This is a genomic window from Nesterenkonia pannonica, assembly GCF_019575955.1.
GTDB classification, from domain to species: Bacteria; Actinomycetota; Actinomycetes; order Actinomycetales; family Micrococcaceae; genus Nesterenkonia; species Nesterenkonia pannonica.
Genome location: NZ_CP080575.1, coordinates 2,475,026 through 2,498,649 on the forward strand (window position 1 = coordinate 2,475,026; position 23,624 = coordinate 2,498,649).

General features: G+C 66.9%; 22 protein-coding genes and 11 pseudogenes. 3 read left to right on the forward strand and 30 right to left on the reverse strand.

Annotated elements, in window-relative coordinates; all coding sequences use genetic code 11:
* Nucleotides 1-74 precede the first annotated feature (74 nt).
* A pseudogene (locus K0H76_RS17770) lies at nt 75-1,425 on the reverse strand (MHS family MFS transporter); the annotation flags it as partial.
* A gap of 381 nt (nt 1,426-1,806) precedes the next feature.
* Here K0H76_RS17770 and K0H76_RS17775 point away from each other — a divergent pair.
* Nucleotides 1,807-2,628, forward strand: a pseudogene (locus K0H76_RS17775) (phospholipase D-like domain-containing protein); the annotation flags it as partial.
* 168 nt (nt 2,629-2,796) lie between these two features.
* Here K0H76_RS17775 and K0H76_RS17780 read toward each other — a convergent pair.
* The 7 genes and pseudogenes from K0H76_RS17780 to K0H76_RS17810 all read right to left on the reverse strand — a co-directional run bounded on the left by K0H76_RS17780 (nt 2,797) and on the right by K0H76_RS17810 (nt 6,764).
* Nucleotides 2,797-3,533: pseudogene (locus tag K0H76_RS17780) on the reverse strand (ATP-binding cassette domain-containing protein).
* Between the two features lie 7 nt (nt 3,534-3,540).
* The gene (locus K0H76_RS17785; RefSeq protein WP_258933868.1) at nt 3,541-4,305 is read right to left on the reverse strand and encodes an iron chelate uptake ABC transporter family permease subunit; all 765 of its coding nucleotides are present in this window, start codon (nt 4,303-4,305) and stop codon (nt 3,541-3,543) included.
* Nucleotides 4,306-4,377: 72 nt separating this feature from the next.
* Complete coding sequence (locus tag K0H76_RS17790) at nt 4,378-4,602, reverse strand: hypothetical protein (protein WP_258933869.1); 225 nt, start codon at nt 4,600-4,602, stop codon at nt 4,378-4,380.
* A pseudogene (locus K0H76_RS17795) lies at nt 4,599-5,557 on the reverse strand (iron chelate uptake ABC transporter family permease subunit). The gene K0H76_RS17790 and the pseudogene K0H76_RS17795 overlap by 4 nt, the downstream one beginning before the upstream one ends.
* Before the next feature lie 101 nt (nt 5,558-5,658).
* Nucleotides 5,659-5,868 carry a hypothetical protein gene (locus K0H76_RS17800; protein ID WP_258933870.1) on the reverse strand — a complete coding sequence of 70 codons (210 nt, stop codon included), beginning with the start codon at nt 5,866-5,868 and terminating at the stop codon, nt 5,659-5,661.
* Nucleotides 5,847-6,437 (reverse strand): ABC transporter substrate-binding protein, encoded by a 591-nt coding sequence (locus K0H76_RS17805; RefSeq protein WP_258933871.1) that lies wholly within the window; start codon nt 6,435-6,437, stop codon nt 5,847-5,849. Before K0H76_RS17805 ends, K0H76_RS17800 begins: the two co-directional genes overlap by 22 nt.
* A gap of 192 nt (nt 6,438-6,629) precedes the next feature.
* The gene (locus K0H76_RS17810; protein WP_258933872.1) at nt 6,630-6,764 is read right to left on the reverse strand and encodes a hypothetical protein; all 135 of its coding nucleotides are present in this window, start codon (nt 6,762-6,764) and stop codon (nt 6,630-6,632) included.
* Between the two features lie 162 nt (nt 6,765-6,926).
* Between K0H76_RS17810 and K0H76_RS17815 the strand changes: the two are divergent.
* Nucleotides 6,927-8,179: pseudogene (locus tag K0H76_RS17815) on the forward strand (SAM-dependent methyltransferase).
* A 413-nt stretch (nt 8,180-8,592) separates the two neighbouring features.
* Here K0H76_RS17815 and K0H76_RS17820 read toward each other — a convergent pair.
* From K0H76_RS17820 to K0H76_RS17845, 6 genes are all read right to left on the reverse strand, one after another.
* A complete protein-coding gene (locus K0H76_RS17820) occupies nt 8,593-8,865 on the reverse strand; it encodes a copper resistance protein CopC (RefSeq protein ID WP_258933873.1) in 273 nt (90 codons plus the stop codon).
* Nucleotides 8,866-9,209: 344 nt separating this feature from the next.
* Nucleotides 9,210-9,551, reverse strand: a complete 342-nt coding sequence (locus tag K0H76_RS17825) for a hypothetical protein (RefSeq protein WP_258933874.1) — start codon at nt 9,549-9,551, stop codon at nt 9,210-9,212.
* A gap of 40 nt (nt 9,552-9,591) precedes the next feature.
* Nucleotides 9,592-9,873: a hypothetical protein gene (locus K0H76_RS17830; RefSeq protein WP_258933875.1), complete on the reverse strand. Its 282-nt coding sequence runs from the start codon at nt 9,871-9,873 to the stop codon at nt 9,592-9,594.
* On the reverse strand, nt 9,827-10,810 hold the full coding sequence (locus K0H76_RS17835; RefSeq protein WP_258933876.1) for an MFS transporter: 984 nt from the start codon (nt 10,808-10,810) through the stop codon (nt 9,827-9,829). The genes K0H76_RS17830 and K0H76_RS17835 overlap by 47 nt, the downstream gene beginning before the upstream one ends.
* Nucleotides 10,811-10,957: 147 nt before the next feature.
* The gene (locus K0H76_RS17840; protein ID WP_258933877.1) at nt 10,958-11,152 is read right to left on the reverse strand and encodes a hypothetical protein; all 195 of its coding nucleotides are present in this window, start codon (nt 11,150-11,152) and stop codon (nt 10,958-10,960) included.
* A 166-nt stretch (nt 11,153-11,318) separates the two neighbouring features.
* A complete protein-coding gene (locus tag K0H76_RS17845) occupies nt 11,319-12,332 on the reverse strand; it encodes a GTP-binding protein (RefSeq protein ID WP_258933878.1) in 1,014 nt (337 codons plus the stop codon).
* 96 nt (nt 12,333-12,428) lie between these two features.
* On the opposite strand from K0H76_RS17845, the gene ykgO reads away from it, so the two are divergent.
* The gene (gene ykgO, locus K0H76_RS17850; RefSeq protein ID WP_258933879.1) at nt 12,429-12,551 is read left to right on the forward strand and encodes a type B 50S ribosomal protein L36; all 123 of its coding nucleotides are present in this window, start codon (nt 12,429-12,431) and stop codon (nt 12,549-12,551) included.
* Between the two features lie 71 nt (nt 12,552-12,622).
* Here ykgO and K0H76_RS17855 read toward each other — a convergent pair whose 3' ends face one another.
* From K0H76_RS17855 to glmS, 16 genes and pseudogenes are all read right to left on the reverse strand, one after another.
* The gene (locus tag K0H76_RS17855) at nt 12,623-12,775 is read right to left on the reverse strand and encodes a zinc transporter permease (protein ID WP_258933880.1); all 153 of its coding nucleotides are present in this window, start codon (nt 12,773-12,775) and stop codon (nt 12,623-12,625) included.
* A 34-nt stretch (nt 12,776-12,809) separates the two neighbouring features.
* A pseudogene (locus tag K0H76_RS17860) lies at nt 12,810-13,098 on the reverse strand (metalloregulator ArsR/SmtB family transcription factor).
* Between the two features lie 59 nt (nt 13,099-13,157).
* Nucleotides 13,158-13,679 (reverse strand): hypothetical protein, encoded by a 522-nt coding sequence (locus K0H76_RS17865; protein ID WP_258933881.1) that lies wholly within the window; start codon nt 13,677-13,679, stop codon nt 13,158-13,160.
* Nucleotides 13,657-13,893, reverse strand: a complete 237-nt coding sequence (locus K0H76_RS17870) for a hypothetical protein (protein WP_258933882.1) — start codon at nt 13,891-13,893, stop codon at nt 13,657-13,659. The genes K0H76_RS17865 and K0H76_RS17870 overlap by 23 nt, the downstream gene beginning before the upstream one ends.
* Entirely contained in the window at nt 13,890-14,666 is a 777-nt protein-coding gene (locus K0H76_RS17875; RefSeq protein ID WP_258935466.1) for a hypothetical protein, read from the reverse strand. Before K0H76_RS17875 ends, K0H76_RS17870 begins: the two co-directional genes overlap by 4 nt.
* 334 nt (nt 14,667-15,000) lie before the next feature.
* A pseudogene (locus K0H76_RS17880) lies at nt 15,001-16,159 on the reverse strand (glutamate--cysteine ligase).
* Nucleotides 16,160-16,421: 262 nt separating this feature from the next.
* Nucleotides 16,422-17,494 (reverse strand): annotated as a pseudogene (tsaD, locus tag K0H76_RS17885) (tRNA (adenosine(37)-N6)-threonylcarbamoyltransferase complex transferase subunit TsaD).
* A pseudogene (gene rimI / locus K0H76_RS17890) lies at nt 17,491-17,977 on the reverse strand (ribosomal protein S18-alanine N-acetyltransferase). Before rimI ends, tsaD begins: the two co-directional pseudogenes overlap by 4 nt.
* A gap of 49 nt (nt 17,978-18,026) precedes the next feature.
* On the reverse strand, nt 18,027-18,170 hold the full coding sequence (locus K0H76_RS17895) for a hypothetical protein (protein ID WP_258933883.1): 144 nt from the start codon (nt 18,168-18,170) through the stop codon (nt 18,027-18,029).
* An 85-nt stretch (nt 18,171-18,255) separates the two neighbouring features.
* The gene (gene tsaB, locus K0H76_RS17900) at nt 18,256-18,699 is read right to left on the reverse strand and encodes a tRNA (adenosine(37)-N6)-threonylcarbamoyltransferase complex dimerization subunit type 1 TsaB (RefSeq protein ID WP_258933884.1); all 444 of its coding nucleotides are present in this window, start codon (nt 18,697-18,699) and stop codon (nt 18,256-18,258) included.
* A 59-nt stretch (nt 18,700-18,758) separates the two neighbouring features.
* A complete protein-coding gene (locus K0H76_RS17905; protein WP_258935509.1) occupies nt 18,759-18,908 on the reverse strand; it encodes a hypothetical protein in 150 nt (49 codons plus the stop codon).
* 77 nt (nt 18,909-18,985) lie between these two features.
* A pseudogene (gene tsaE, locus K0H76_RS17910) lies at nt 18,986-19,268 on the reverse strand (tRNA (adenosine(37)-N6)-threonylcarbamoyltransferase complex ATPase subunit type 1 TsaE); the annotation flags it as partial.
* A 97-nt stretch (nt 19,269-19,365) separates the two neighbouring features.
* Entirely contained in the window at nt 19,366-20,541 is a 1,176-nt protein-coding gene (alr, locus tag K0H76_RS17915) for an alanine racemase (protein WP_258933885.1), read from the reverse strand.
* Nucleotides 20,542-20,562: 21 nt separating this feature from the next.
* Complete coding sequence (locus K0H76_RS17920) at nt 20,563-21,273, reverse strand: hypothetical protein (RefSeq protein ID WP_258933886.1); 711 nt, start codon at nt 21,271-21,273, stop codon at nt 20,563-20,565.
* A gap of 93 nt (nt 21,274-21,366) precedes the next feature.
* Nucleotides 21,367-21,723: a holo-ACP synthase gene (locus K0H76_RS17925; RefSeq protein WP_146341010.1), complete on the reverse strand. Its 357-nt coding sequence runs from the start codon at nt 21,721-21,723 to the stop codon at nt 21,367-21,369.
* 7 nt (nt 21,724-21,730) lie between these two features.
* A pseudogene (gene glmS, locus K0H76_RS17930) lies at nt 21,731-23,595 on the reverse strand (glutamine--fructose-6-phosphate transaminase (isomerizing)).
* Nucleotides 23,596-23,624 lie beyond the last annotated feature (29 nt).

Sequence of the window (23,624 nt, forward strand, 5' to 3'; positions counted from 1 at the left end):
CGGTGTAGAGCGAACGGTGGTTCGTCTCCGGCGAGAAGAGCAGGCTGATCATCGTCAGGCCTCGCCAGGAACACCAGATAGAAGCCCACAGCGTGCACCCTGTAGCTCTGGACCAGGTAGCTGGCCACCGGCGGGTCGCCGCTGCACCGAGGATGGACGACAGGTTGTAGGCCACCCCGAGCCGGTGTACCGGGTGTTCGTCGGGAACAGCTCCGGAAGATATGCCGACATCGGCCCGAAGGTGAGCCCCATGAGCGCCATGCCGACGCTGAGGAAGGCGAACATCTGCCAGACGTTCATGTCCGCGCCGGTGCCCAGGACCTCCGGTCCGATGAACAGGCCGAAGCTGAGGCCGAAGACGATGATTCCGGACGTGGTCGTGATCAGCATCCGGCGTCGGCCGAAGCGGTCCGCGAGCTTACTTACGATGGGGATGAAGATCGCGAAGAGCACGATGGAGACGATCTGCAGCCCCAGGAACGACTGGTAGTCGTACCCCAGAGAGCCCACGGTCTCAGGCTGGACCGCGTAGGTCACGATCCATGTGGTCATGATGTAGAAGAGCCCATAGGTGGCCAGCATGATGAAGGTGCCGAGGATGATCTCCCGCCAGTTCTGCTGAACACTTCGCCGATGGGCGCTTTGACCTTCTCGTTGTTCTTCAGCGCCTTGGCGAAGACGGGGTCTCCTCGATCCGCAGCCGGATGTAGAGCCCCACGGCGACCATGATCAGGGAGAGGATGAACGGCACACGCCATCCCCACACCAGGAACGGGTCATCCAGGGCACTGGTGCCTGCCGCGGCAGCATCGGCCAGATTGAAGTCGAAGCCGACGGCCAGGCCAGGAACAGTCCGTTGGCGAGGATGAAGCCGAAGGGCGCGCCGAGCTGGGGCCACATGGCAGCCTGGGCACGCTTCCCCGGGCGGGCGGTCTCCGAGGCCAGAAGTGCCGCGCCGGACCATTCGCCGCCCAGGCCGAGGCCCTGGCAGAAGCGCAGCACCGTCAGCATCGCCGGAGCCCACAGCCCCACCTGGTGGACGGTGGGCAGCAGGCCGATCAGGAAGGTCGCGATGCCCATGATCAGCAGGGCACCGACCAGGGTGACCTTGCGGCCGATCTTGTCGCCGTAGTGGCCGAAGATCACTGCGCCCAGCGGACGCGCCAGGAAGGCCACGCCGAAGGTGGTCAGCGACAGCAGCACAGCAGTGCCCTCGTCCTCGCCGTAGAAGAACAGCAGCGGGAAGATCGATGCTGCGGCGGTCGCGAAGATGTAGAAGTCGTAGAACTCAATCGTCGTGCCGATGAGAGAGGCGGCGATGATGCGTCGCCGAGGCGTCCTCAGGTTCTCGTCGGCGATCAGGTCGTGCTGGTTGGGGTTCGCCTCAGATTCTGCGCTGAGGGCGGTTTCGGCAGTGTTGGGCATAGCTGTGGTGACTCGTTCGTTTCGGGAATGGGAAAACTGACCGATCGTAGCTCTCGTCGCACGCGTGCGACAGGGCTCTGCTCAGAAGTCCGACTGCTGGACTTCCTGACTCGTGACACTCGGTAGGCTGGAACGTATGGCAGGGAAGCTGATGAAGGCAGGCGCGGCGGGAGCGGCGACGCTCGCGGGAGCTCAGGCTGCCGCTGTCGGGGCCTTCTGCTCTGGGACAGGCACCGGCAGAAGGAGCGCGGATCGCGCCGCCCGCCGCAGCCCGGGCTCTTCGGAACCGAGGTCGAAGAGTCTCAGATGACGATCTACACCGCAGGCGGTTTACTGTTCGACGACATGGTCGCTGCGATCGACAGCGCCCAGACGTCGGTGATGCTGCAGACCTACATCTGGGAGAGCGACTCCGTCGGCCAACGGATCATGGATGCGCTGAATGCCGCCGCCGCACGCGGTGTGCAGGTGTACGTCATCTACGACCTCTACGGGAATCACACGGTGCCCTGCTCCTTCTTCGGGCAGCTCGATCCTCGGATCTCTTCCCACCGGATGCCGCCGCTGCAGTCCCAGATCTGGCGCGGCCCGATCCGCTACACGGGCCTCAGCCACTCAAAGATCCTCGTAGTGGACGACGAGACCGGCTTCGTCGGCGGGTTCAACATCGGCGACGAATTCGCCCGCGAATGGCGAGACACCCACGTTCGGGAGGTCGGCCCGGCTGTCTGGGACCTTCGGCAGGCTTTCGCGAATGTCTGGAACGAGGGCCGAAGCGGAAGCACGCGCATCGGTTGGATTCCTCCCCAGTCCTGGAACCCCAGGGTTCGCGTCGCATCGAACCTGCCGGTGCAGCTGGTCTATCCGATCCGCCATATGTACCTGAAGGCCATCGAGCGTGCAGAGGACAGGATCTGGCTCACGACGCCTTACTTCGTCCCAGACCAGCAGGTGCTCAAACCGCTCATGCGAGCGGCCCGTCGCGGGGTCGATGTCCGGATCATGCTCCCGAAGGAGTCCAACCACGTGGTCGTCGACTGGGTCACGCGCGGCTTCTACACAGACATGCTGGAGGCGGGGGTGAAGGTGCTCCTCTACACGCTTACCATGATCCACTCCAAGACCGCGACCATCGACGGCGTCTGGTCCACCATCGGCACCGCGAACATTGACCGGCTCTCACTGGGCCTGAACTACGAGACCAACCTCGAGGTCATCGATGAGGGCTTCGCGGCCGAGGTGGAGAAGGTGTTCGAGGCCGACGCCGAGCACTGCGAACTCCTGACAGCTGAGGAGTGGCAGCAGCGCCCGCAGGCGGTGCGCGCCGTGGAGCTCGCCTCCTCCAGCTGCGCGGCATCCTTTGAGCCCGGCTCAGTAGTAGACCGCCAGCGGACCATGGGGGCCTTCGATGACGCTCACCTCCGTGTTGAAGATGTCCGAGAGCACCTCATCCTGCATGATCTCGGCGGGAGTCCCGTGCCGGACCACCTGGCCGTCCTTCATGGCGAGGATCCTGTCCGAGTAGTGCGCGGCGAAGTTGATGTCGTGCAGCACGATGACGATGGTCCTGCCGAGCTCGTCGGCAGCCCGGCGCAGCTGCTTCATCATCGCGGCCGCGTGCTGCATGTCGAGGTTGTTCAGGGCTCGTCCAGAAGCACGTAGTCGGTGTTCTGCGCCAGAACCATCGCTACGTAGGCCCTCTGGCGCTGGCCGCCTGAGAGCTGATCCAAGTACCGGTTCTCCAGCTCCGTGAGGTCGAGGAAGTCGATCGCTTCGAGATGTAACGCTCATCGCCGAGCGTGAGCCCCGGGAGTGCGGGAATCGGCCGAACCCGACAAGCTGGCGCACGGTCAGGCGGGTGACGAAGTGGTTCTCCTGCCGCAGGACGGAGAGGATCGTGGCGATCGTCTTGACGGGGTGCTCGCCACGTCCTGCCCGCCGACCGTGATCCGGCCAGCGTCGATGTCCAGGAGCCACTGATCATCGTGAGGATCGTGGACTTGCCTGCACCGTTCGGGCCCACCAGGGCGGTCACTCCCGGCTTCGATCTCCGCGGAGACCGGGCCGATCCTCACGGTGTCGGAGTAGCTCTTGGCGACGTCGGTCAGGTGATGCTCACAGGCGCCCCTTTCTCATGAGGACGACGAGGAAGACCGCGCCGCCGATCAGCTCAACAATGATGGTGACGGCTCCGCGGCTGTCCCAGATGTGACGTAGGACGAAGTAGCTCCCCGCCAGAATCGTGTACGCGAAGAGCACCGCCATCGGGAACAGCATGCGGTGCGAATAGGTGTCCCTGAACTGATAGGCGAGGATCGCTCCGAGGAATCCAAGGAACATCATGGGCCCGGTGAGGGCTGTGGCCGTGGCCACCAGCAGGGAGACCAGCGCCATGATGACGATCAGCTCCCGCTTGTAGCTGATGCCGAGATTCAGCGCACTGGTCCTGCCCAGGGCCATGACGTTGAGCGTGTTGGCTCGGATCCACAGCAGAGCCGCCACGGCGAGGACGATGGGGATGGCGTACGGCAGGTAGTCCGATCGCGCGTTGGAGATGTTGCCGAAGAGGCGTGCCTGAAGAACGTCGAACTCGCTCGGGGTGAGCATCCGCTGCATGAAGCCGGACAACGAGCCGAGGACGCCTCCCAGGACGACTCCGACGAGCAGCATGATGTGGACGTTCGAGAACTTCCCGCCCAGCAGCCAGGTGTAGAGGACCGTGGCGAGCAGCACCATGGCGGCCATCTGAAGAAGAAACGGCACGACACCCACCAGCGCACTCGCCCCGCTGACGCCGAGCAGGAAGACGGCCGAGGTCTGAATCACCGTGTACAGGGAGCCGAATCCCATGATGCCCGGCGTCAGGATCCGGTTGTTCACAGCCGTTTGAAGGCGACCGTCGCCACGGAATGGCAGATGGCCACCACGGCGATGGTGATCAGGAGTCCCGCCTCATGTCCACGATGAGCCACCACGGCCGTGAGCCACTTCAGCAGGGTTGTTCCAGGTCATGATGCCGAATGTGAGGCCGACGGCGAGCACCACCAGCGCAGTCATCGTCACCCCATAGCGGCGCATGTGCCGCCGATCGGCGACCGGACCCGAACGCCGCTGCGGACCTGCGGCTCCGGTTCTCGCCTCGGCGCGCGCTCGGATGTCGGCTGTCTTGAGCATCACGCGGCCAGACTGCCCTTTCGCCGCTGGCGCAGCAGCAGTCCGAGGAACACGGCTCCGCCCACCAGCCCGAGCACCATGCCGGCAGGGATCTCGAAGGGGCGATGATGACTCGACCGATGAGATCGCAGACGGTGACGGTGCAGATTCCCACCAGCACGACCCACGGCAGGTTGGTGCGGAGGTCATCGCCGCGGAAGAGGGCCACCATGTTGGGCACCACCAGGCCGAGGAACGGCAGCACGCCGACCACGGTCGCGGTCACACCCGTTGCGACCGCGACCATGGACGTGCCCATGAAGAGGACCATTCCGTAGTTCAGCCCGACGTTGGTCGCCATGTCCCTCCCCAGTCCGGCAACGGTGAACTGATCAGCGACGATGAAGACCAGGACCGTGACGCCGAGGACGATCCACAGCAGCTCGTACCGGCCTTGATCACCCCGGTGAAGGATCCTTGGAACCAGATGGCCAGTGTCTGCAGCCGGTCGGTCATCAGGGCGAGGTAGGTCGTCGCCGAGGAGACGACTGCTCCGGAGCATGATGCCGATGATGGGCACGATGAGACTGGACTTCAGGGAGACTCGACGCAGGAACGCGAAGAACACCATCGTCCCGATGAAGGACATGACGACGGCGCCGATCATCCGCTCGAAGAGGGTCGCACTGGGCACCAGCCACATCATCAGCACCAAGCCCAGGCCTGCCCACTCGGTGATGCCCATCGTGGACGGCTCGACGAAGCGGTTCTGCGTCAGCAGCTGCATGATGACCCCGCACATCGCCATGGCCGCACCGGCGAGCACCAGCGCGGCCGTGCGGGGCACGCGCGTGATGCCGAACATCCAGAGGTTCTCCCACTCGTCTCCGCCGAAGACGTCGAACTGCCCGGTCAGGAGGGAGAGAACGAGCAGTGCGACGGTCACCAGGATCGCCGCCAAGAACGTCGGGGTCCACAGCCGCTTGTGCCGCCGGGTCCGCACATCCTCCACCAGGATCTCCCGGCTGGTCTGCGAGACGTCTTGGCGCAGAGTGGTGGTCATCAGAGAGCTTCCGACCGCTAATGGGCGCCCTCGAGGGCGTCAGCGAAGTCGTTGAGGAAGTCGGTGTATGCCTGGACGTCCTCGGTGAGGTACATGCCCTGCGGCATGTAGACGATCTGGTCCTGCTCGATCGCAGAGGTCTCCTGCAGGGCAGGCGAGTCCGCGATGAGGTCCTCGGCCGGGGTGTACTCCGGGTCCTCGGGGTTCATGCCGTCGCGATCCAGCACGATGATCCAGTCCGGATCCGCGTCGGCAATGGCCTCCACCGAGATGTCATCCCCTCGTGGTCGCTGGATTCGTCCTCCACCTCAAGGGCGGGCTCCAGGTCGAGCTCCTGGAAGATCTCGGCAACGGCGCGGCCTTCGTTGGGGCCTGCATAGTTGATGTCGCCGCCGGAGGTCAGCAGACCCATCACGGTGTCCTCACCGTTGTACGCCTCGGATGCACGCTCGATGGCGGCGTCGAGGTCGTCGATCAGCGCCTGAGCCTCATCCTCGGCGGCGAAGATCGTCCCGATGCTCTGTGCCTGCTCGCGCAGACCGTCGAAGAGGGTCTCGGGGTCTTCGAGCGCCTCGCTCCATTCCAGGATGACGCCGCCCTCGGGCATCAGGGCGGCCATGTCGTCGTAGTACTGGGAATACCGCTGACCGGTGATGACCAGGTCCGGCTCCGCAGCGGCGAAGACTTCGAAGTCGGGCTCCTGGTGGTTTCCGGTGTCGAGGATGTCCTCGTCGTCGGCATAGACCTCGTGGATGTGGGGCTGCATGAGCCCTCGGGCGGCGACGTCCAGCTCCACGCCCAGATCCTCCAGGAGGCGGAAGGTGCGGTTGTCGAACGCCCGACGGAGTCGATCTCATCGAGACTGATGTCGTGGGTTCCGTGATCGTCCTCGATCTCGACGGTGCCGCCGCCCTCCTGGGCACCATCCTCCCCTCGGCCTCCTCCGCACCGTCGGAGTCGCCTGCGTCCTCTGCCGCGGTGTCCGCGCTTACTCAGCCTCTTCGGCTTCCTGCTCACCATTGTCGCCGCAGGCGGTGAGCGCCAGGAGAGCCACCGCCCCTGCGGAGAGCAGTTTGGCCAGTGTCGTCGTCTCGCCGGAAATCGCAGCGGGTGGAGTGATCATCGAAGGCATACCGTCCTCATCGTCGAATTTACTTAGCCTGTCCTAAGCTCAAAAGAGCATAAACTTAGGTGGCACCTTCGGCAACAAGGCGACCATTACGTTACACAAATGTTGCGAAATGGCTCAGGGTGCTTCGGCGCCGACCTCCTATAGCGTGGCCCCGTGTCCGACACCGAACTCAAGCCGGTCCTCAGCCCCGAGGGGTGGGAGCTGCTGAACTCCCTGCCGCCCTACGACGCCGCCAGCTCCGCAGCGCTGAACGCGCGCCTGCGCAAAGAGGGGTGGGACCCCAGCACCGTGGCCGCAGCGCTGACGCAGTCGCAGCTGAGGGCCGAAGCCCGGCCCAAGTTCGGGGATGCTGCGGCCCGCATGCTGCTCACCCGAGAAGGGCTTCAGCAGTCCACCAGGCGTTCTGCCGCAGCCCGCCACGCGGCTCGGATGCGCGAAAGGGCGGAGCACGTCATTGACCTCGGGTGCGGGCTCGGAGGCGATGCCATGGCCTTTGCCGGCGCAGGGCTGAAGGTGACCGCAGTGGACGCCGATGAGACCACGGCGGCGGCCGCCACGATGAACCTGCTGCCCTTTCCGGAAGCCAGCGTGCTGCATGCGCAGGCACAGGACGCCCTCCGCGAGGCCGATCCCGCGGCCGCGCTGTGGTTGGACCCTGCTCGCCGTGATGCTCGATCTCGGCTGTGGGACCCCGAAGACTTCTCCCCACCCCTGAGCTTCGTCGCCGAACTGGCCGCCACCGGGGTGCCGATGGGCGTCAAACTGGGTCCCGGCATGCCCCACGACCTGATCCCAGCTGACTGCGAGGCCGAATGGGTCAGCGTCGACGGCGAGCTGGTCGAGCTGGTCCTGTGGTTCAACGGCCTCGCTCGCACGGGGGTGCGACGAGCTGCGACCGCCCTCTCGGACAGGGACGCGGAGCGTTCGGTCACCGAGCTGACGTCCTCGAGCGACTTCGGCCAGGGAGTGCACCCTGAGGCTGCCGGCAGAGACGGGCTCATGGGAATTCTGTGGGAGCCGGACCCTGCCGTGATCCGCGCAGGCCTGGTGGCCGAGCTCGCCGAATCGCTCGGGGCGGTCCTGCTGGATGAGCACATCGCCTACCTCTGCGGACCGGAGGATCACGCTCCTTCGAACCTCGCACCGATGGCCCACGGCTACCGAGTCCTTGAGGTGCGTCCGTTCAAGCCCAAGGCGCTGCGCCGGTGGGCGGCCGATGAGGGTGTCACGTCGCTGGAGATCAAGAAGCGCGGGGTCGACGTGGTGCCTGAGCAGCTTCGCTCCCAGCTTCTGGCCGGGCGGCGCTGCTCCGCATCCCCGTGCATCGGGTGCTCGTGATCACGCGCGTCGGGAACGAGCGGCTCGTCGCGATCGTCGAACCCTCGGCCGAGGAGCCACGGCGCTGAGAGTGCAGCACCCGCCGGCCGCCTCGACGCCGCGGGTCAGCTGCGGTCGTCGCGCGAGCCTGCGGCGCAGAAGCACAGCTGCCGCAGCGACCGCTGCGAGCGCTCCCAGACCGATCAGGATGGGCCACCACTGGCCGCCCTCATCAGCGTCGTCCGCCGTGAGGTCCGCATCGTCATCGTCGTCCCCGCAGCGGGCGCGTCGGGATCCGCCTCCTGATCCTCCTCTGCTTACTCGTTCTGACTGTCCTCCTCGGCGGCCGCTTCACCCTCCGACTCCTGGGCGTCGACCTCGAACTCAAAGCTGAGCTCCTCATCGTGACCGTCCGAATAGGCCACGCGATAGAGAACTTCGTACTCCCGCTGGGCAGCTCCTCGGCAAGGTCGGTGCGCATCGTGGAGCCCTCGACCTCAGCCTACTCTGCGGAGGCCCAGTTCTCATCCTCCTCGTCCAGCACCCAGATGTCGTTGGTCACCGCATCACCCGTGGTCAGCCCGTCGCCGGAGAACTCGAGCACAACCTCCGACGGAGGGGCGTCAAGGACCTCGCCCGCTTCGGGGTTCGATCCGATCAGCGAGTCATGGGCGTGGGCGGGGACCACCGTCAGGCCGGCGAGGGTCAGCGCACCGGCGGCGGACAGGGCGACGACGGCGGGCAGGTGGGCAGAGCGATGCTCATAGGTGTTCATGTCATGTCCTTCTTCAGCAGGCGCTGCGACTGCGCCCCGGACGGGCGCAGGCAGCTTAAGGTCACGGTTCGTCAGTGCTGATGGGAGAGGGTGGGCCACGCGTGGGGCATGGGCCCTGGTTGACAGAGCTGGGTCGGGGCAGCCGAGGAGATCGCGGCATCTGAGGCAGCCGCGCCTGTGCTTAAGCAGCGGGCCCACACCCCAGAGATCCAAAGCGGTCGGGGCTATGCCGAACATCCGGCTCAAGGCGGCCAGAACGCTTCGCCTCGGCGCAGCAGCAGGTACGTGACCAGCGCTGCCGCAGCATGGGACGCAGCCATCCACGCGTCGGACGGATGCGACGCTTACCGAGCCCGCCGGAGACCGTCACGAAAGCTGCATGATGAGCGTGGGGACCTCGGCCGATCCGTGCTGGAGGCTGCTCGCCCTGCCGCCGGCAGAAGCACGAACAGCCCGTGCAGCGCCGCCTGACTGGCCAGCACGGCGAGCGCCAGACGAAGCCGAGACAGTCTCGCGGCGGTCAGCGCGGTGCTGATGGGAGCCGCGACCGCCACGGCCAGAAGAATCACCACGGGGTGGGGCCCGTGATGGCCTCCGAGCACATGAGCCAGGGCGTAGGCACCTACTGCGCTGGAGGCGATGAGCAGCCCGCGCAGAAGTCGCGCGGCGGGGCCTCTCGGGCGCACTCATCAGCTGCATTCTAGCGGCGACCCCAAGGGTCAGGCGTCACTCCTCAGTGCCCTGCGGGCTGCGGTCTCGGCGGAGAATGATCCATACCAGGATTGCGGTGATCAGCACCAGGGCAGCAGTGAGGAATCCGGTGAGGCTCACAGCATCGGCGAACGCGCTCTGGGCGCTGGCCCACAGCTCCGTCCCCACTGGGCCTCCGATGCGCTCGGCCACCACCGAAGCTCCGCTGATGGTCTCCGAGGCTGCGGAGACGTCTCCCGCAGCGGCCTCCTCAGGCGCAGCGCTCGTCAGCTGCGCCCGGTAGCCGGTGCTGAGCACACTGCCCAGCACTGCGATCCCGAGTGCGCCTCCGAGTTCGTAGGCTGTCTCCGAGATGGCGGACGCGGCGCCGGCGACGGTGGGGCGGGGCCGCGCTGAGCACGGCGCTGTTGGTCACTGTTTCGGCCATTCCGCTGCCGAGGCCGACGGCGGCGAAGGCCAGCAGGGCCAGCAGCACGCCGTCCTGGGCCGGCAGCTGCGAGATCAGGGCCAGCCCCGAGGCCGACACGGTGAGGCCTCCGGCGATCACCGATCGCAGGGAGAAGCGGCGGGCGATGGGGATCACGATGAAGCTGGCCAGCACCGAGATGGCCAGGCCGGGCACAAGCACGAGGCTTGCTCGCAGAGGGCTCATCTCGTAGCCGGACTGCAGCAGCTGCGTGAGGAAGAACAGAGTTCCTACCAGCGAGAAGATCAGCATGAAGTTGGTGACGATGCTTAAGCGCGGAACCTCGGCACCGCGAAGAGCGAAAGGCCCAGCAGCGGGTGGTCCAGCCTGCGCTGCCTGCGGATGAAGACGCCGACCGCCGCCGCGCCCATCAGCAGCGCGGCGACGCTGATGACGGTCACTCGCGGCGGCAAGCCGCTTGAGCCCGTAGACCGCCATGAGCATTCCCGTCAGGGAGAGCAGGACCGAGGCCGCATCGATGCGCCCCGGGTTGGGGTCCTGGACTCGACGACCAGCAGCGGCACGGCGATGAGGATCAGGGCGACGACGGGCAGGTTGATCAGAAATACCGAGCCCCAGAAGAAGTGCTCGAGCAGCACTCCCCGAGGATGGGGCCGAAGGCAGCACCTGCCGAGAAGGCCGAGGCCCAGACCGCGATGGCGACCATGCGCTGACGCTCGTGGGGAACAGGCTGCGGATCAGCGAGAGGGTGGAGGGCATCAGGGTCGCTCCGGCCACACCGAGAAGGGCCCGGGCTGCGATGAGCATGCTTACGGTGGTGCTGAAGGCGGCCAGCGCTGAGGCGATCCCGAACGCGGCGGAGCCGATGAGCAGCAGGCGCCACGACCGATGCGGTCACCGATGGATCCCATAGTGATCAGAAAGCCTAGGCGATGAGGAACCCGTAGATGTCCACTATCCACAGCAGCTGCTCGCTGGTCGGGGCCAGGTCTGCGGAGAGATGGGGACTGCGAAGCTGAGCACCGTCATGTCCACCGCGATGAGGATGACGGGGAGCACCAGTGTCGCCAGGCCCAGCCAGGCGCGCAGTCCGGCACGTTGGGCGGGCATGCTCTGGGGCTGCGGGTGGGCAGAAGTCTGCACAGTCATATGCACCGTTGCGACGGCCGCATGGGACGACAGATGCGGCGGCGCGAGATCAGGCTGCGAGTTTACTGGGGCGGATCGCTTACGTGAGGTGGTCGTCCTTGCGGGAATTCCCGCCGGAGCTCACCCTAGCAGAGGAACCGTACGTTTGTAATGTTTGGTGTCGCCCTCACCCGTCGGCCTCAGAGCTCGTCGCCCACCCCGGAAAGGGGTCGGCGAAGGAGGACCACCTGCTCGGCCCTGCGGCGAGCTCCTCATCCGTCAGGAGCGCCTCGTCGAGGGCCGATGTCAGACCCTCGTGGTCAAGGTCGATCCCTGTCAGGGCAAGGTCCTGCCTGAAGGCCAGAATCTCCTCAGGGTCGGTCATCTGGTGGTCGAACGTGAGGGGACTCATGGAGAAGAGCGTGCCCACATGCTCCCAGTGCGCTGTGATGTGCGGGCGCGTCGCCAGCCTACAGAAGCCCGAGGAGCGAATGAGCTTCCCAAACTCTTCGTGCTCCACAGGCCCGTCCAGAAGCGCCTTCAGGCGCTCCGGGTGGAACGCCCGCGGAGTCTCGTACCTCAGCGACAGCACACGCGGGTGATCGTGCGCCACTCTGAAGTCGCTGTTGAGCAGGCAGACCCACCCTGGGCGGGTCTGGTCCTGAGTGTAGAGCTGGCCGCTGCGCCCGGCGGGCTCCTCCCGGGCTGTCACGATGGCGGCGTGCGGGCTGAGGTGGCTGATCAGCCCCTGCAGCAGGCCGACCTGCTGAGCGCTCAGCCCGTCGCTGCTGACGAGAACCACAGCGGAGGCGTATTCGACCTGCTGCACCATCAGCTGGGCACGCGCTGTGAAGCGCGCCTCCTCCCTGACGCCCCGGCGCGTCAGGTCGGTGACCACGTAGTCCTCCCCGCGCAGGTCTGCAATCAGGTGCAGGGCGTCGACGACCGCGATGATTCCGCTGAGCTGAGTGCCCCCGCCCGGGTCTGCATACTCACCGATGAGATGGGTCATATCGGCGTGCAGCGGCGCCTCCACGACCGCGTCGCGCGGGTCGGCGGACAGGGCTCGCCCGTGCAGCCATCGGACGACCGCATCGGGGTCTCTGGCGATGCGGCTGGCGTCGAAGAGCACGCGGCCCTCGCGCCTGGCCAGGCTGCGGGCGTACTGATGGCGCTCCGGACCGCATGCTCCAGCGACCACGGTCACATCGGCCTTGCACTGCGCGCGGGGTTGATTGCGTCATCCATCCGTCGTAGATTACATGCTATTGCATCTCATTCTCAACAGGAGGTCGACATGAAGGTCCGGAATTCACTGCGCTCCCTGAAGAATCAGCCGGGCTCACAGGTGGTGCGACGGCGCGGCAAGACGTACGTCATCAACAAGCGAAATCCACGCCTGAAGGCGCGCCAGGGCTGAGCTCCTGGGCATGACTGTGCCCGAGCCCTTCAAGAAGCGGGCTCGGGCACAGTGCTGCTCAGCGACGGCGCTCAGTGCTCGTCGTAGTGGTCACCGTGCTCGTGGTGACGGTGACCGTCGTGGATGTAGTCAGTGTGTCCGTCGTGCACAACGGACTCGTGACCGCAGGAAGGACCGTGCTGGTGCTCGGTCACAGTGTGCTCGGCGGTGGTGCATGCAGCCATGATGGCCTCCTTCTGCGGCGGGGCCGCGACGGAACTATTTCTCTTCCTGCGCGTGAGCCACGGCATCGTCGACCACGTGAGCCACATGCTGGTCGGCGAGGTGGTACTCCACCACGACCATGGCGGCCCGCGGTGACGAGTCCGGCCTGCTTCAGAGTCCGCAGGTGCTGTGAGACGAGGGGCTGCGACATTCCTGTCGCCTCCACCAGCGCTCCCACAGTCCGCGCCCTCTGTCCGATCAGCCTCACCAGCCAGAGCCTCGACTCGTTGCCGAGAACTTTGAACAGCTCAGCCGCTTCAGCCAGACCCGGCTCATCGCGCACAGTCCTACCCTCCCAGACATATAAAGAGATTGCAATATATTTATTGCAACGCAGTCGCATTATGCGCCCAATGTACGCACGGGCCCACGCTCAGCACGCGGAGTGTCCCAGCTCGAACTCCCCACCTGCACGGGAAGCTGCCCGGGAGCCTCCGCCCCTGGAGAATCTCGATCAGAGCATCGAAGCTCTCTTCGACCGTCCGAAGAGTCCCACCTTCGTCGCCGCAGCGGAATCGGCGAGCGCCTCCGGGCGGTCCACGGCGACGACGACATCCCCACTGCCCGCGGTCGTGCCCCGAGCAGAGTCACCACGGTGCCCCACCCGATTTCCAGTCCGGCGCCCTCCGCAGCCTGCGAGAAGCGTGCGCGATCCTGTTCGGTGCCGCCGACGACCTGCACGGCGTCCTCCACCGCCGGGACACCGCACTCGCCCTCCACCAGAGTGACGGCCTCAGCGGCCACCCTCTCGGCCACGCCTGGCCCGTCAAGATCCCAGAGGCTCTCACCCTCCGGGACGATCTCCTCAGGCAGCTCAGCCCCGGGACCGGCCGCCAGCGCGCTACTGCCAGCTCCTGCTGCCACAGCGCCAGAGCGACCACGCGCTCAGCCGCCTCGACGAGCCTCTCCTCGGGAACCTCCTCCGACTCCACCGCCTCCACAACGGCTGCGTGAGCACCCGCGGCGCTGGCCTAAGCATCAGCAGCAGGTCGGCGCATGGCGAGCGCATCGACCACGGCTTGGTCACCCCGTAGCCCTGGGCGATAGCCCCCATGTTCATCGCATCGGTGACGATCACCCCTCATGGCCCATCTGCCTGATCTCGTCGTACGCCGCTGAGGACAGCGACGACGGCACCCCAGGGTCCAGGTCGGGAACATCCAGGTGGCCCATCATCACCATGGGCACTCCCGCCTCCGCCGCTTCGGCGAAGGGGACCCAGTCTCGGCTGCGCAGCTCATCCACGCTCTGATCCTGCACAGGCAGCGTGTCGTGGGAATCCTCAGAGACGGACCCGTGACCGGGGAAGTGCTTCACCGATCCTGCGAGTCCGCCCTCCGCCAGACCGCGGATGCCGCTGATCGCCAGGTGCCCGACCGCCTCCGGATCGCTGCCGAATGAGCGCGAGCCGATCGTCGGGTCCTCGACTCCCATCGTGACGTCGGCGTTCGGCGCGAAGCTGATCTGGAACCCGATGCCCTCCAGCTCCGCGGCCATCTGCCGGTGACCATGGTGGACCTCCGCCGCATCGGCTTCGACGGCTCTCTCGGCATCCTGCTCCGCCTCGTCCGAGGGGATCGCCCCGTATGCCATCGGCGCGGGCCACTCAGTGAGCGGACCGCCCACCCTCGTCACCAGTCCGCCCTCCTGGTCGACCGAGACCATCGGGGCGACGGCTCTCTCCCCATCGCCTGCAGAGCGGATCCGCTCCAGCTCGACGGCGAGCCGCTCCACGTCGACCTCTCCGGCTTCGGCGGGCACGTTGTGGCCCATCACGATCACGCTTACCAGATGGTGCTCCTCGATGAGCTCGGCGGCTTCCGCGCCGTCGACACCCGAGTACTCACCCATCAGAACCTGCCCAGCCAGCTGGGGCAGAGACATCTCGGCCACCAGTTCGGCCGCCTGCTCGGCGTGCTCCTCGCCCGGCCCGGACAGGGCTGATGCCCGCTCCTCCAGGGCCTGCTCCGCAGCCTCCCGCTCTCTGGCCTCCTCCTCGGCGGCCTCCTGCTCCGCACGCTCCTCCTGGGAAGGCCCTTCGTCGTCTGTCCCCGCCTCCTGCGTCTGGTCATCCCCGCAGGCGGAGAGAAAGAGGGCAGCGACCAGCGCGGTTCCGTCACACGGTGTCTCAGAGTCATCCGGGCCAGGATACGGCCGAATGCGGAGCCGCGGTGCGGGGAGCGGCTCAGAGAGGCGAGAGGCCGTTGATGCTGGTGCGGGTGCGGGCCGCAGAGTCCAGGACCACCTGACGGAGATCGCCGTCGTGGAGCTCCGCCACCTTCTTCTGCCGCTGATAGCCAGCCTGCTTGGCCATCTGGTCCACGTAGCGCAGCTCCTCCGCGCAGCCCAGCTGCTTCGCGATCGGCTCCAGGCGGTCCAGCTCCTTCGCCAGATGATCGCCGACGAGCTCCTCATCCCCGCCTCGTTGAGGATGATGATGGCGTCCATCCCATACCGCGCGGCCCTCCACTTGTTCTCCTTGATGAACCAGGCGGGCATAGGCGTCACTGAACCGCCTACTCCAGAGTGCGAAGCGTCTCCTCCACCAGGCACTGTGTGAGCGCCGCAAGACCTGCTATCTCCTCCAGAGTGGCCACGCCGTCGCACACGCGGAGCTCCACAGTGCCAAGCCGCGGCACCGCGCGAACGTCCCAGCGGACCTCCGCCACACCGTCGACCACCCCGGTGTGCATGAGGTCGCTGACCGCACGCTCGTACCCTGACCACTCCTCGAACATGTACGACTGACCGGCGGTGGGCAGCTGCTGGAACATCAGGGCACGGTTGGAGGCATACCCGGTGTTCTCCCCGGACCAGAAGGGCGAGGACGCGGACAGGGCCTGGAAGTGGGCGTTGTAGTTGCACAGCGCATTGACGGCGGGCATCGCGTACTTCACATCGGGAAGCCCCACGTGCACATGGACGCCGTAGATGACCATCTGGCGTCCCCACCACTGCGTGCGCTCGATCAGCCTCGTTGTACCGCTCCTTGTCCGTCACCGGCTGCTTGGTGGGGGCGCGAAGGGATGCGAGCCCTGGCAGTAGAGCTCCACATCCAACGGCTCGCAGTGGCGCATGACGTTCCGTGCGGTCTCACGCAGCTGCTCGACGCCCTCGCCCACCGTGCCGCACACATCTGTGATCAGCTCCACGGTGTTCAGCAGCAGCTCCTGCTTGACGTAGGGGTGCTCATCCTCGTCCGTCAGGTGGGGCATATCCGTGCGAACAGCCTCGAGGATCCGCTGCGCCACACTGCGCAGGTCGCCGGTCTGGCGATCGACCAGGGCCAGCTCCCACTCGATGCCGAGCGTGGCCCGCTCGGACTGGGCAAACGTCAGTTCCACAGTTCTCCTCACCGTCGATGCAGCAGGCTCCCACCCTATTCATCCAGCTGAAAGCCGCCTGACAAGCCTCTTGACGCCGTCTGCGGGACGTGGGGAATCGACGCAGGAGGCGGCACAGGGCCCCGCACGACGCCGAAGGCCCCGTACGCGGACCGCAGCTTCGCGGCGGCCCCCTCCCTCGTTCGGTGCTGGACTTCCGCGCCGTCTGACGCCGGATCCGCCCGAATTGCTGCGCGAATCCAGCAGCGAACGGGCGGGCGCTTCAGACCGTGATGCGCCGAGCCGGGAGGGTGGAGAGCGCGGGAATGTCCAGATCCGACGGTGCGGCGCCTGCGGCCACCAGCTCCGCACCCAGGGCAGCGACCATTGCGCCATTGTCCGTGCAGAGATTCACCGGTGGGATGGTCAGACTGATCCCGGCAGCGTCGCAGCGTTCGGCCAGCAGCGCGCGCAGCCGCCGGTTGGCCGCCACGCCTCCGCCGAGCAGCAGGTGCTCGATGCCGTGCTCCCTGCACGCCCGGACTGCTTTCGCGGTGATGACGTCCACCACCGCCTCCTGGAAGCTCGCGGCGATGTCCGCGACAGGAACCGGGAGCCCGGCCCGGTGGAACTGCTCCACAGCCCGCGCGACGGCCGTCTTCAGCCCTGAGAAGGACCAGTCGTGCCGGTGCTTCCCGGAGCGGCAGCCGATCCCACGAACTTCGGGGCGGTCAGCCCGCGCGGGAAGGTGAATGCCTTCGGGTCGCCGTCGGCGGCCGCAGCGTCGATCTTGGGCCCGCCCGGGTACCCCAGTCCCAGCAGACGGGCTGTCTTGTCGTAGGCCTCTCCGGCGGCGTCATCGATGGTCGAGCCCAGCAGCTCGACGTCGCTGCTGAGCGAGCCGACCCGCAGCAGCTCCGTATGGCCGCCCGAGACCAGCAGAGCCCCCGTGTGAGGCGGAAGGGTGAAGCCGCTCTCGTCACTGCTCAGCGTGCCTGCAGCCACGTGGGCGACCAGGTGATTGACGCCGTAGAGCGGCGCGCCCAGGGCCAGGGCCAGCCCTTTGGCCGCGGAGACCCCCACCATGAGCGCCCCGGCCAGGCCCGGCCCTGCGGTGACCGCAACCGCGTCGATGTCCTCAAGCTCCACGCCTGCCGCGTCCAGGGCTGCGCGGAGAGTGGGGCCGAACGCCTCCACGTGGGCTCGGGCGGCGATCTCCGGGATCACTCCGCCGAACCGGACATGCTCCTGCATCGACGAGGCGACCTCGTGAGCAAGCAGCGTCCGGCCCCGCACGATCCCTATCCCTGTCTCGTCGCAGGAGGTCTCGATCCCCAGCACCAGCGGCTCGGTCATGATGTGCCTCCTACGGGGCCCAGCGGCGCTGGACGCTCTGCGAGTCGTTTGCGCATGATGAGGGCATCGCCTCCGTCGGCGTAGTAGGTGCGACGCAGGTGAATCTGTTCGAAGCCGTTCCGCAGGTAGAGCCGCTGCGCACCGGGGTTGTCCGCCCGGACTTCCAGGAGCAGATCCTCTGCGCCCCAGGTGCGCGACTCAGCCTCGATCAGTCCCAGCAGCTCACCCCGAGTCCCTGGCCCTGCGCCTCGGCGGCGACGGCGAGCGTCTGCACGTCAGCCAGAGGCAGAACGCACATCATCCCGGCGTACCCGATGATCCGGTCCTGCTGCTCGGCGACCCAGTACTTCCGCGTCGCCCGCTCGACGGGGAGGGTCGGCGAAGCCTGCGCGAGCTCGTCGTAGAAGAAGGCCTCCGGCCAGGGGTCAGAAGGAAGAGCTGGTGCTCCAGCGCCAGGACGGCAGGCACGTCGGCGGCGGTCATACGACGCAGCGTGATGGGACGGTCCTCAGCGGCCCCTGAGGAGGTGCGCTCATGCCGAATCCCGCTGAAGCTGGGCGGGGACCTTAGCGTCGGAATCGCGCAGATAGAGCGGACGCGGGGCGCACAAGACCCCCATCAGCTCACCGGCGAGCGCGGCCTCTGCCAGCGCGGCCAGCTCTGCGGCGTGCGGCACCCACACGTCCGAGCCCTCACCCGAGGCGCGGAGATGCTGCGGGTAGAGGCTGACTCCTGCTCCGACTGCGGGAAGGTCCGGCAGGTCAGCCGCCGGTCCGACGAAGGGCCCCTCCAGGAGCCTTGATCCTCGTCATCGTTCTCGTAGCGGCCCCAGTAGACCTCGCGGCGCCGCGCATCGGTGGCCACGAGGAACTCTCCTCGACAGTGTCGCTCTCCACTGCGCGCAGAGCCAGAGAGTCCAGGCTGCAGACCCCATGGAGGGGCCTTCGCCATCCGATGGCCAGAGACTGCGCGAGCGCGAGGCCGACCCGCAGACCGGTGAACGGGCCGGGGCCCACCCCGACGACGATGCCGTCCACATCTGCACCTGAGAGGTGCTCCTGCTTGAGCAGCTGCTGCACGGCAGGTGCGAGGACCTCAGCGTGAGCGTTGGCCGCATCGGTGCTCCACGCGGCGAGCGTCTCGCCGTCGCAGGTGATGGCGGCGGAGGCGCCACGGAGGTGTCCAGGGCAAGCAGAAGCACCCACCAATTCTAAAGGGGGCCGAGCCCCTCCCCTGCACACTGCTCTGAGCGTCGGTGCGGGGCTCAGAAGCCGGGCAGGTCGCCCCACCGGTCGCCGTAGGCGCGCACCGTGGACGCGCGGGGCGTGCCCATGAGGTCGTCCGAAGTCTCGGTGAAGTCTGTCCGCAGACCGGGTGCAGCCGCAGCTTCAGCAGCGCCCTCCGGGCCCGGCATGCTGGGCGGGGCCCCTCAACCTCTGTGGGGCGCAGCTCGATATCGAGCCAGGAGCCCGCGGGGCCCAGCAGCGGTTCCTCAATGCGGCCGCGTCCCCACTCCACCACGGTCACGGAATGGGGCAGCGTGGCTCCCAGGTCCAGTGACTCCACCCCGTCTGCATCCGTCCTGTATGCGTCCACATGGACGAGGTCAGGCCCTCGCCCTCATTGCGGTGGACGCGGAGAGAACGAAGGTCGGTGAGGTGACCGGGCCCTCGACGCCCAGCGCGGCGGCCAGCGCCTGGGTGAAAGTCGTCTTCCCAGCGCCCAGGCCTCCGGAGAGCACGATGAGGTCTCCTGGTGCGAGGCGCTCAGCCAACCGATGGGCGAACGCGGACGTGTCCTCGAGATCGGCGAGGACCGCCTCCTGAGTCCATCGCGCTCCTCCGGCGCCTGCGGCAGCTCGGAGCTCACCATCACAGCGCGCCCTGAGCGGAGGGGTCGTGCCCGTCCTCGGCGCTGTCGACGACCTCGCGGGGAACGCGCGGGCCGATGCGAGTGATGATCTCGTAGTTGATGGTCTGGGCCGCAGTGCCCCAGTCCGCGGCGGTGATGCCGGACTCTCCGCCGAAGATGACGACGTCGGCGCCCACGGCCACGTCCGTCTCGTCGGCGCCGAGGTCGACGACGAACTGGTCCATCGCGACGCGCCCGGCGGAGCGGTACACCGTGCCGTTGATCCACACCGGGGCGTCGACGGCGATGCGCGGGATCCCGTCGGCATAGCCCAGCGGGATGAGAGCCAGGGTGGTGGGGCTCGAGGTGCGGTGGGTCAGCCCGTAGCTGATTCCCTGGCTTACCGGGACCCTCTTGATATTGGCGACGCTCGTGCGCAGCTCCATCGCAGGACGAAGGCCGAGGTCATCCGGTGTCCGGTCGGCGAAGGGGCTCTGCCTGTAGACCCCCACTCCGACCCTGACCATGTCGAAGTGCGCATCGGGGCGGGACAGGGCCGCAGGAGTGTTCGCCGCGTGCCGCAGATCCGGCACCACACCCTGCGCCTCAGCGATGTCCACCGCAGCGCGGAACGCGTCGAGCTGCTCGTCGGTCTCCCTGCGGTCGGGCTCGTCGGCCACCGCAAGGTGCGTGAAGATGCCCTCGACGCTGATGAGGCCCTGCTCCGCGTACTCCGCGGCTTGGGCCACCAGGGACGGCCATTGGTCTGCGGGGCAGCCGTTGCGGCCCAGACCGGTGTCGATCTTCAGGTGGACACGGGCGGGCATGTGCAGCTGCTCGGCGGCCTCAGCGATGAGGTCGAGCTCCCACCCGGAGACGCCGAGATCGATCTGCTGGCGGATGCCTTGCGAGAAGTCGGTGGTGCGGGTGTGCAGCCAGGCGAGGATCGGCGCCTCAATCCCTGCCGCGCGCAGAGCCGCAGCCTCGGTCACATGTGCGGTGCCGAGCCAGTCCGCGCCTGCCTCGACGGCAGCCCGCGCAGCGGTGAGGGCCCCGTGGCCGTAGCCGTCGGCCTTCACCGCCACCAGCACTTTGGCGGGACGGACGTAGTCGGCCAGGGTGCGCACGTTGTGCCTGAGGGCATCGGCATCGATGCGTGCGGCACGCTCGCGCCCGGCGCTGCCGGAGATATTCATGGCATAAACCCTAACGGGAGCTCACCCTGCGTGTCGGATCGCATCCACAAGATGGGAGGCTCCGAAGCGGCCCCGTCTGCGCGGATCGAGCCGCTGCGCTGCCGCCCCGTGCAGCCTGACGGCCAGCATGGCGACCACGTGGGCTGCTCGGGCTGGGTGGCCAGCAGGGCACCCAGAATTCCTGCGAGCACGTCCCCTGTGCTTATGGAGGCGAGCCCGGTGCATGAGCGCGATGCGTGCGAACAGTGCCGTCGGGACGGGCGACAGCGGTCTGAGGACCTTTGAGCACCACCACACAGTAAGCGGCCTCCGCCAGGGCCGCAGCCGCGGCGGCGGGGTCCTTCCCTTCAGGCGAGCCTGCGCCTTCTCGCTGCCCAGCCGCTGAGCCAGGCGGGCGGCCTCACCGGCGTGCGGGGTGAGCACGATGTGCTCCCCGAGCTCAGCGGCCGGAACCTGCTCGGGGATGAGATCGAGTCCGGTGGCGTCGACGACGCACCGTGTGCCTGCGCGGGCTCCCGCGCTGAGAGCCTGTGCGGCCTCTCCGGTCCTGCTCTGGTCGAGGCCTGGGCCGATCACGGCGGCCTGGGCAGAATTCATCCTGTCCCGGGCGGCCTGCGCCTCGACGGCGACCACTTCGGGGTAGGCGGCGAGGACGAGGTCCGCGGAGCGCCGCGGCGTCTGGAGAGTCACCATGCCGACGCCGGTGCTGACCGATGCGCCTGCGCAGAGCACCGCCGCCCGGGGTACTGCTCAGAGCCACCACCAGGTGAACGGTGCCCCTGCTGTATTTGTGGTCCTCCGTACGAGGCCCGCGGATCGAAGGCATCAGCTGTCTCCTTCGGCCACCACCATGGCGGTGGCGATATCGCCGTCGTGCGAGAGGCTCAGGTGCCAGCGGGCCACTCCCCGGGCCTGAGCGACGGCGGCCACGCTCTCGGTGATCTCCACGCGCGGAGCGCCGGAGGCGGCCGGCACGACCTGGCAGTGCTGCCAGTTCATCCCGGCCGGGGCGCCGAGCGCTTTGGCCACGGCCTCCTTCGCCGCGAAGCGCGCCGCCAGCGAACGGTCGCTCAGTCCCTGCTCCGCCGGGGTGAAGAGCCGCTCCCGGAGAGCAGGAGTGCGCCGCAGCTGCTCCCGGAACCGGGAGACCTGCACAACGTCAACACCGATGCCCAGAATCACCGACGGATCATTCGACGGTGACGGATTTGGCGAGGTTGCGGGGCTGGTCGACGTCGTAACCCTTCTCCGCGGCCAGGGCGCAGGCGAAGATCTGTAAGGGCACGGTGGTCAGCAGCGGCATCAGCAGCGGCTGAGTCTCAGGCACGAAGAAGACCTCCTCGGAGAACTCAGTGACTGCCTCATCACCCTCTTCAGCCACCGTGATCGTCTTAGCACCCCGGGCCCGGACCTCTTGGATGTTCGAGACCACCTTGGAGTGCACACTGTGGCGACCGTGCGGTGAGGGCACCACCACGAACACCGGCTGGCCCGGCTCGATCAGAGCGATCGGCCCATGCTTCAGCTCACCGGCAGCGAAGCCCTCAGCATGGATATAGGCCAGCTCTTTGAGCTTCAAAGCCCTCCAACGCCACCGGGTAGCCCACATGACGGCCCAAGAACAGCACACTGGGGGTGTCCTTCATCGCCCGGGCCAGCTCACGGATCGGATCAGCCTGATCCAGGATCTGGGCAATCTTCTCGGGGATCTGGCCCAGATCCGCCATCACATCCCCGATCTCCTCAGCGAACATCTGCCCCGCAGCTGCGCCAAGTACAGGCCCAGCACATAGGAGGCAGCGATCATCGCCAAGAACGCCTTCGTCGAAGCCACCGCGATCTCCGGGCCTAAGCATGCAGATACAGCACCGCATCCGACTCCCGCGGGATCGTGGACCCATTGGTGTTGCAGATCGCCAGGGTCTTCGCGCCCTGCTCTTTGGCGTAGCGGACCGCCATCAGCGTATCCATCGTCTCCCGGACTGGGAGATCGAGACCACCAGAGTGTTGGAGTCGATGATCGGGTCCCGATACCGGAACTCATGAGCCAGCTCCACCTCCACCGGAATCCGGCACCAATGCTCAATCGCATACTTCGCCACATGCCCGGCATAAGCCGCCGTGCCGCAGGCGATCACCATGATCTTCGAGACCTCTTTGAGCTGGGCGGGATCGATGCGCAGCTCATCCAGACTCAGCCGACCCGCAGCATCAGTCCGGCCCAGCAGGGTGTCCTCCACCGCCTTGGGCTGATCATGGATCTCCTTCTCCATGAACGTGTCGAACCCGCCCTTCTCAGCCGCAGCAGCATCCCAATCCACATAGAACCGCCGCCCCGTGGCCGGGACACCGTCGAAACCGATGATGGAGACCTCATCGGCAGTGATGGTCACGATCTGATCCTGCTCCAGCTCCACCGCCTCACGAGTGAAGTCAATGAACCCCGAGACATCGCTGCCCAGGAAGTTCTCCCTCACCCAGGCCCACCACCAGCGGGCTGTTGCGCCGGGCCGCGACCACCTGCTCCGGGGCATCCGCATGGACCGCCAACAAGGTGAACGCCCCCTGAAGCTCATTGACCGCCAAACGCATCGCCTCGGTGAGATCCCCACAGCCTCACCACGGTAGAACTGCCCGATCAGCTTCGCCGCGACCTCAGTATCCGTCTGAGACTCAAAGACCTCACCCGCCTCCACAAGCCGGGCCTTCAGGACCGTGAAATTCTCAATGATCCCGTTATGGATCACCGCCAACCGGGACCCATCACCAAGATGCGGGTGAGCGTTCTCATCCGTGGGGCCCCATGAGTCGCCCACCGGGTATGCCCAATACCCACCCGGGCCGGGGCCATCGGAGCCTGGTCGATCTCATCCAAGAGATTCACCAGCTTCCCGCCTTCTTCCGAGCAGCGACCTGCCCACCGGCGATCGTGGCCACACCAGCAGAGTCATAGCCCCGATACTCCAACCGGCGCAGACCCTCCAGAAGCACATCCAACGCCCGAGGCGCACCAACCCGATCAGCCGAAGCAACATAACCCACAATTCCACACATGCAGGCAAGAGTACCGGTGCCGCGTACCG

Excerpts from the sequence above, each read along its gene's own strand:
- ykgO (WP_258933879.1), top strand. The coding sequence starts at position 12,429 with ATGAAGGTCCGGAATTCACTGCGCTCCCTGAAGAATCAGCCGGGCTCA.
- alr (WP_258933885.1), bottom strand. The coding sequence starts at position 20,541 with ATGAATATCTCCGGCAGCGCCGGGCGCGAGCGTGCCGCACGCATCGAT.
- K0H76_RS17855 (WP_258933880.1), bottom strand. The coding sequence starts at position 12,775 with ATGGCTGCATGCACCACCGCCGAGCACACTGTGACCGAGCACCAGCAC.
- K0H76_RS17840 (WP_258933877.1), bottom strand. The coding sequence starts at position 11,152 with ATGACTGTGCAGACTTCTGCCCACCCGCAGCCCCAGAGCATGCCCGCC.
- K0H76_RS17905 (WP_258935509.1), bottom strand. The coding sequence starts at position 18,908 with ATGCCGGGCCCGGAGGGCGCTGCTGAAGCTGCGGCTGCACCCGGTCTG.
- K0H76_RS17820 (WP_258933873.1), bottom strand. The coding sequence starts at position 8,865 with ATGAACACCTATGAGCATCGCTCTGCCCACCTGCCCGCCGTCGTCGCC.
- K0H76_RS17810 (WP_258933872.1), bottom strand. The coding sequence starts at position 6,764 with ATGATCACTCCACCCGCTGCGATTTCCGGCGAGACGACGACACTGGCC.
- K0H76_RS17875 (WP_258935466.1), bottom strand. The coding sequence starts at position 14,666 with ATGGGTGAGTACTCGGGTGTCGACGGCGCGGAAGCCGCCGAGCTCATC.
- K0H76_RS17835 (WP_258933876.1), bottom strand. The coding sequence starts at position 10,810 with ATGCTCATCGCAGCCCGGGCCCTTCTCGGTGTGGCCGGAGCGACCCTG.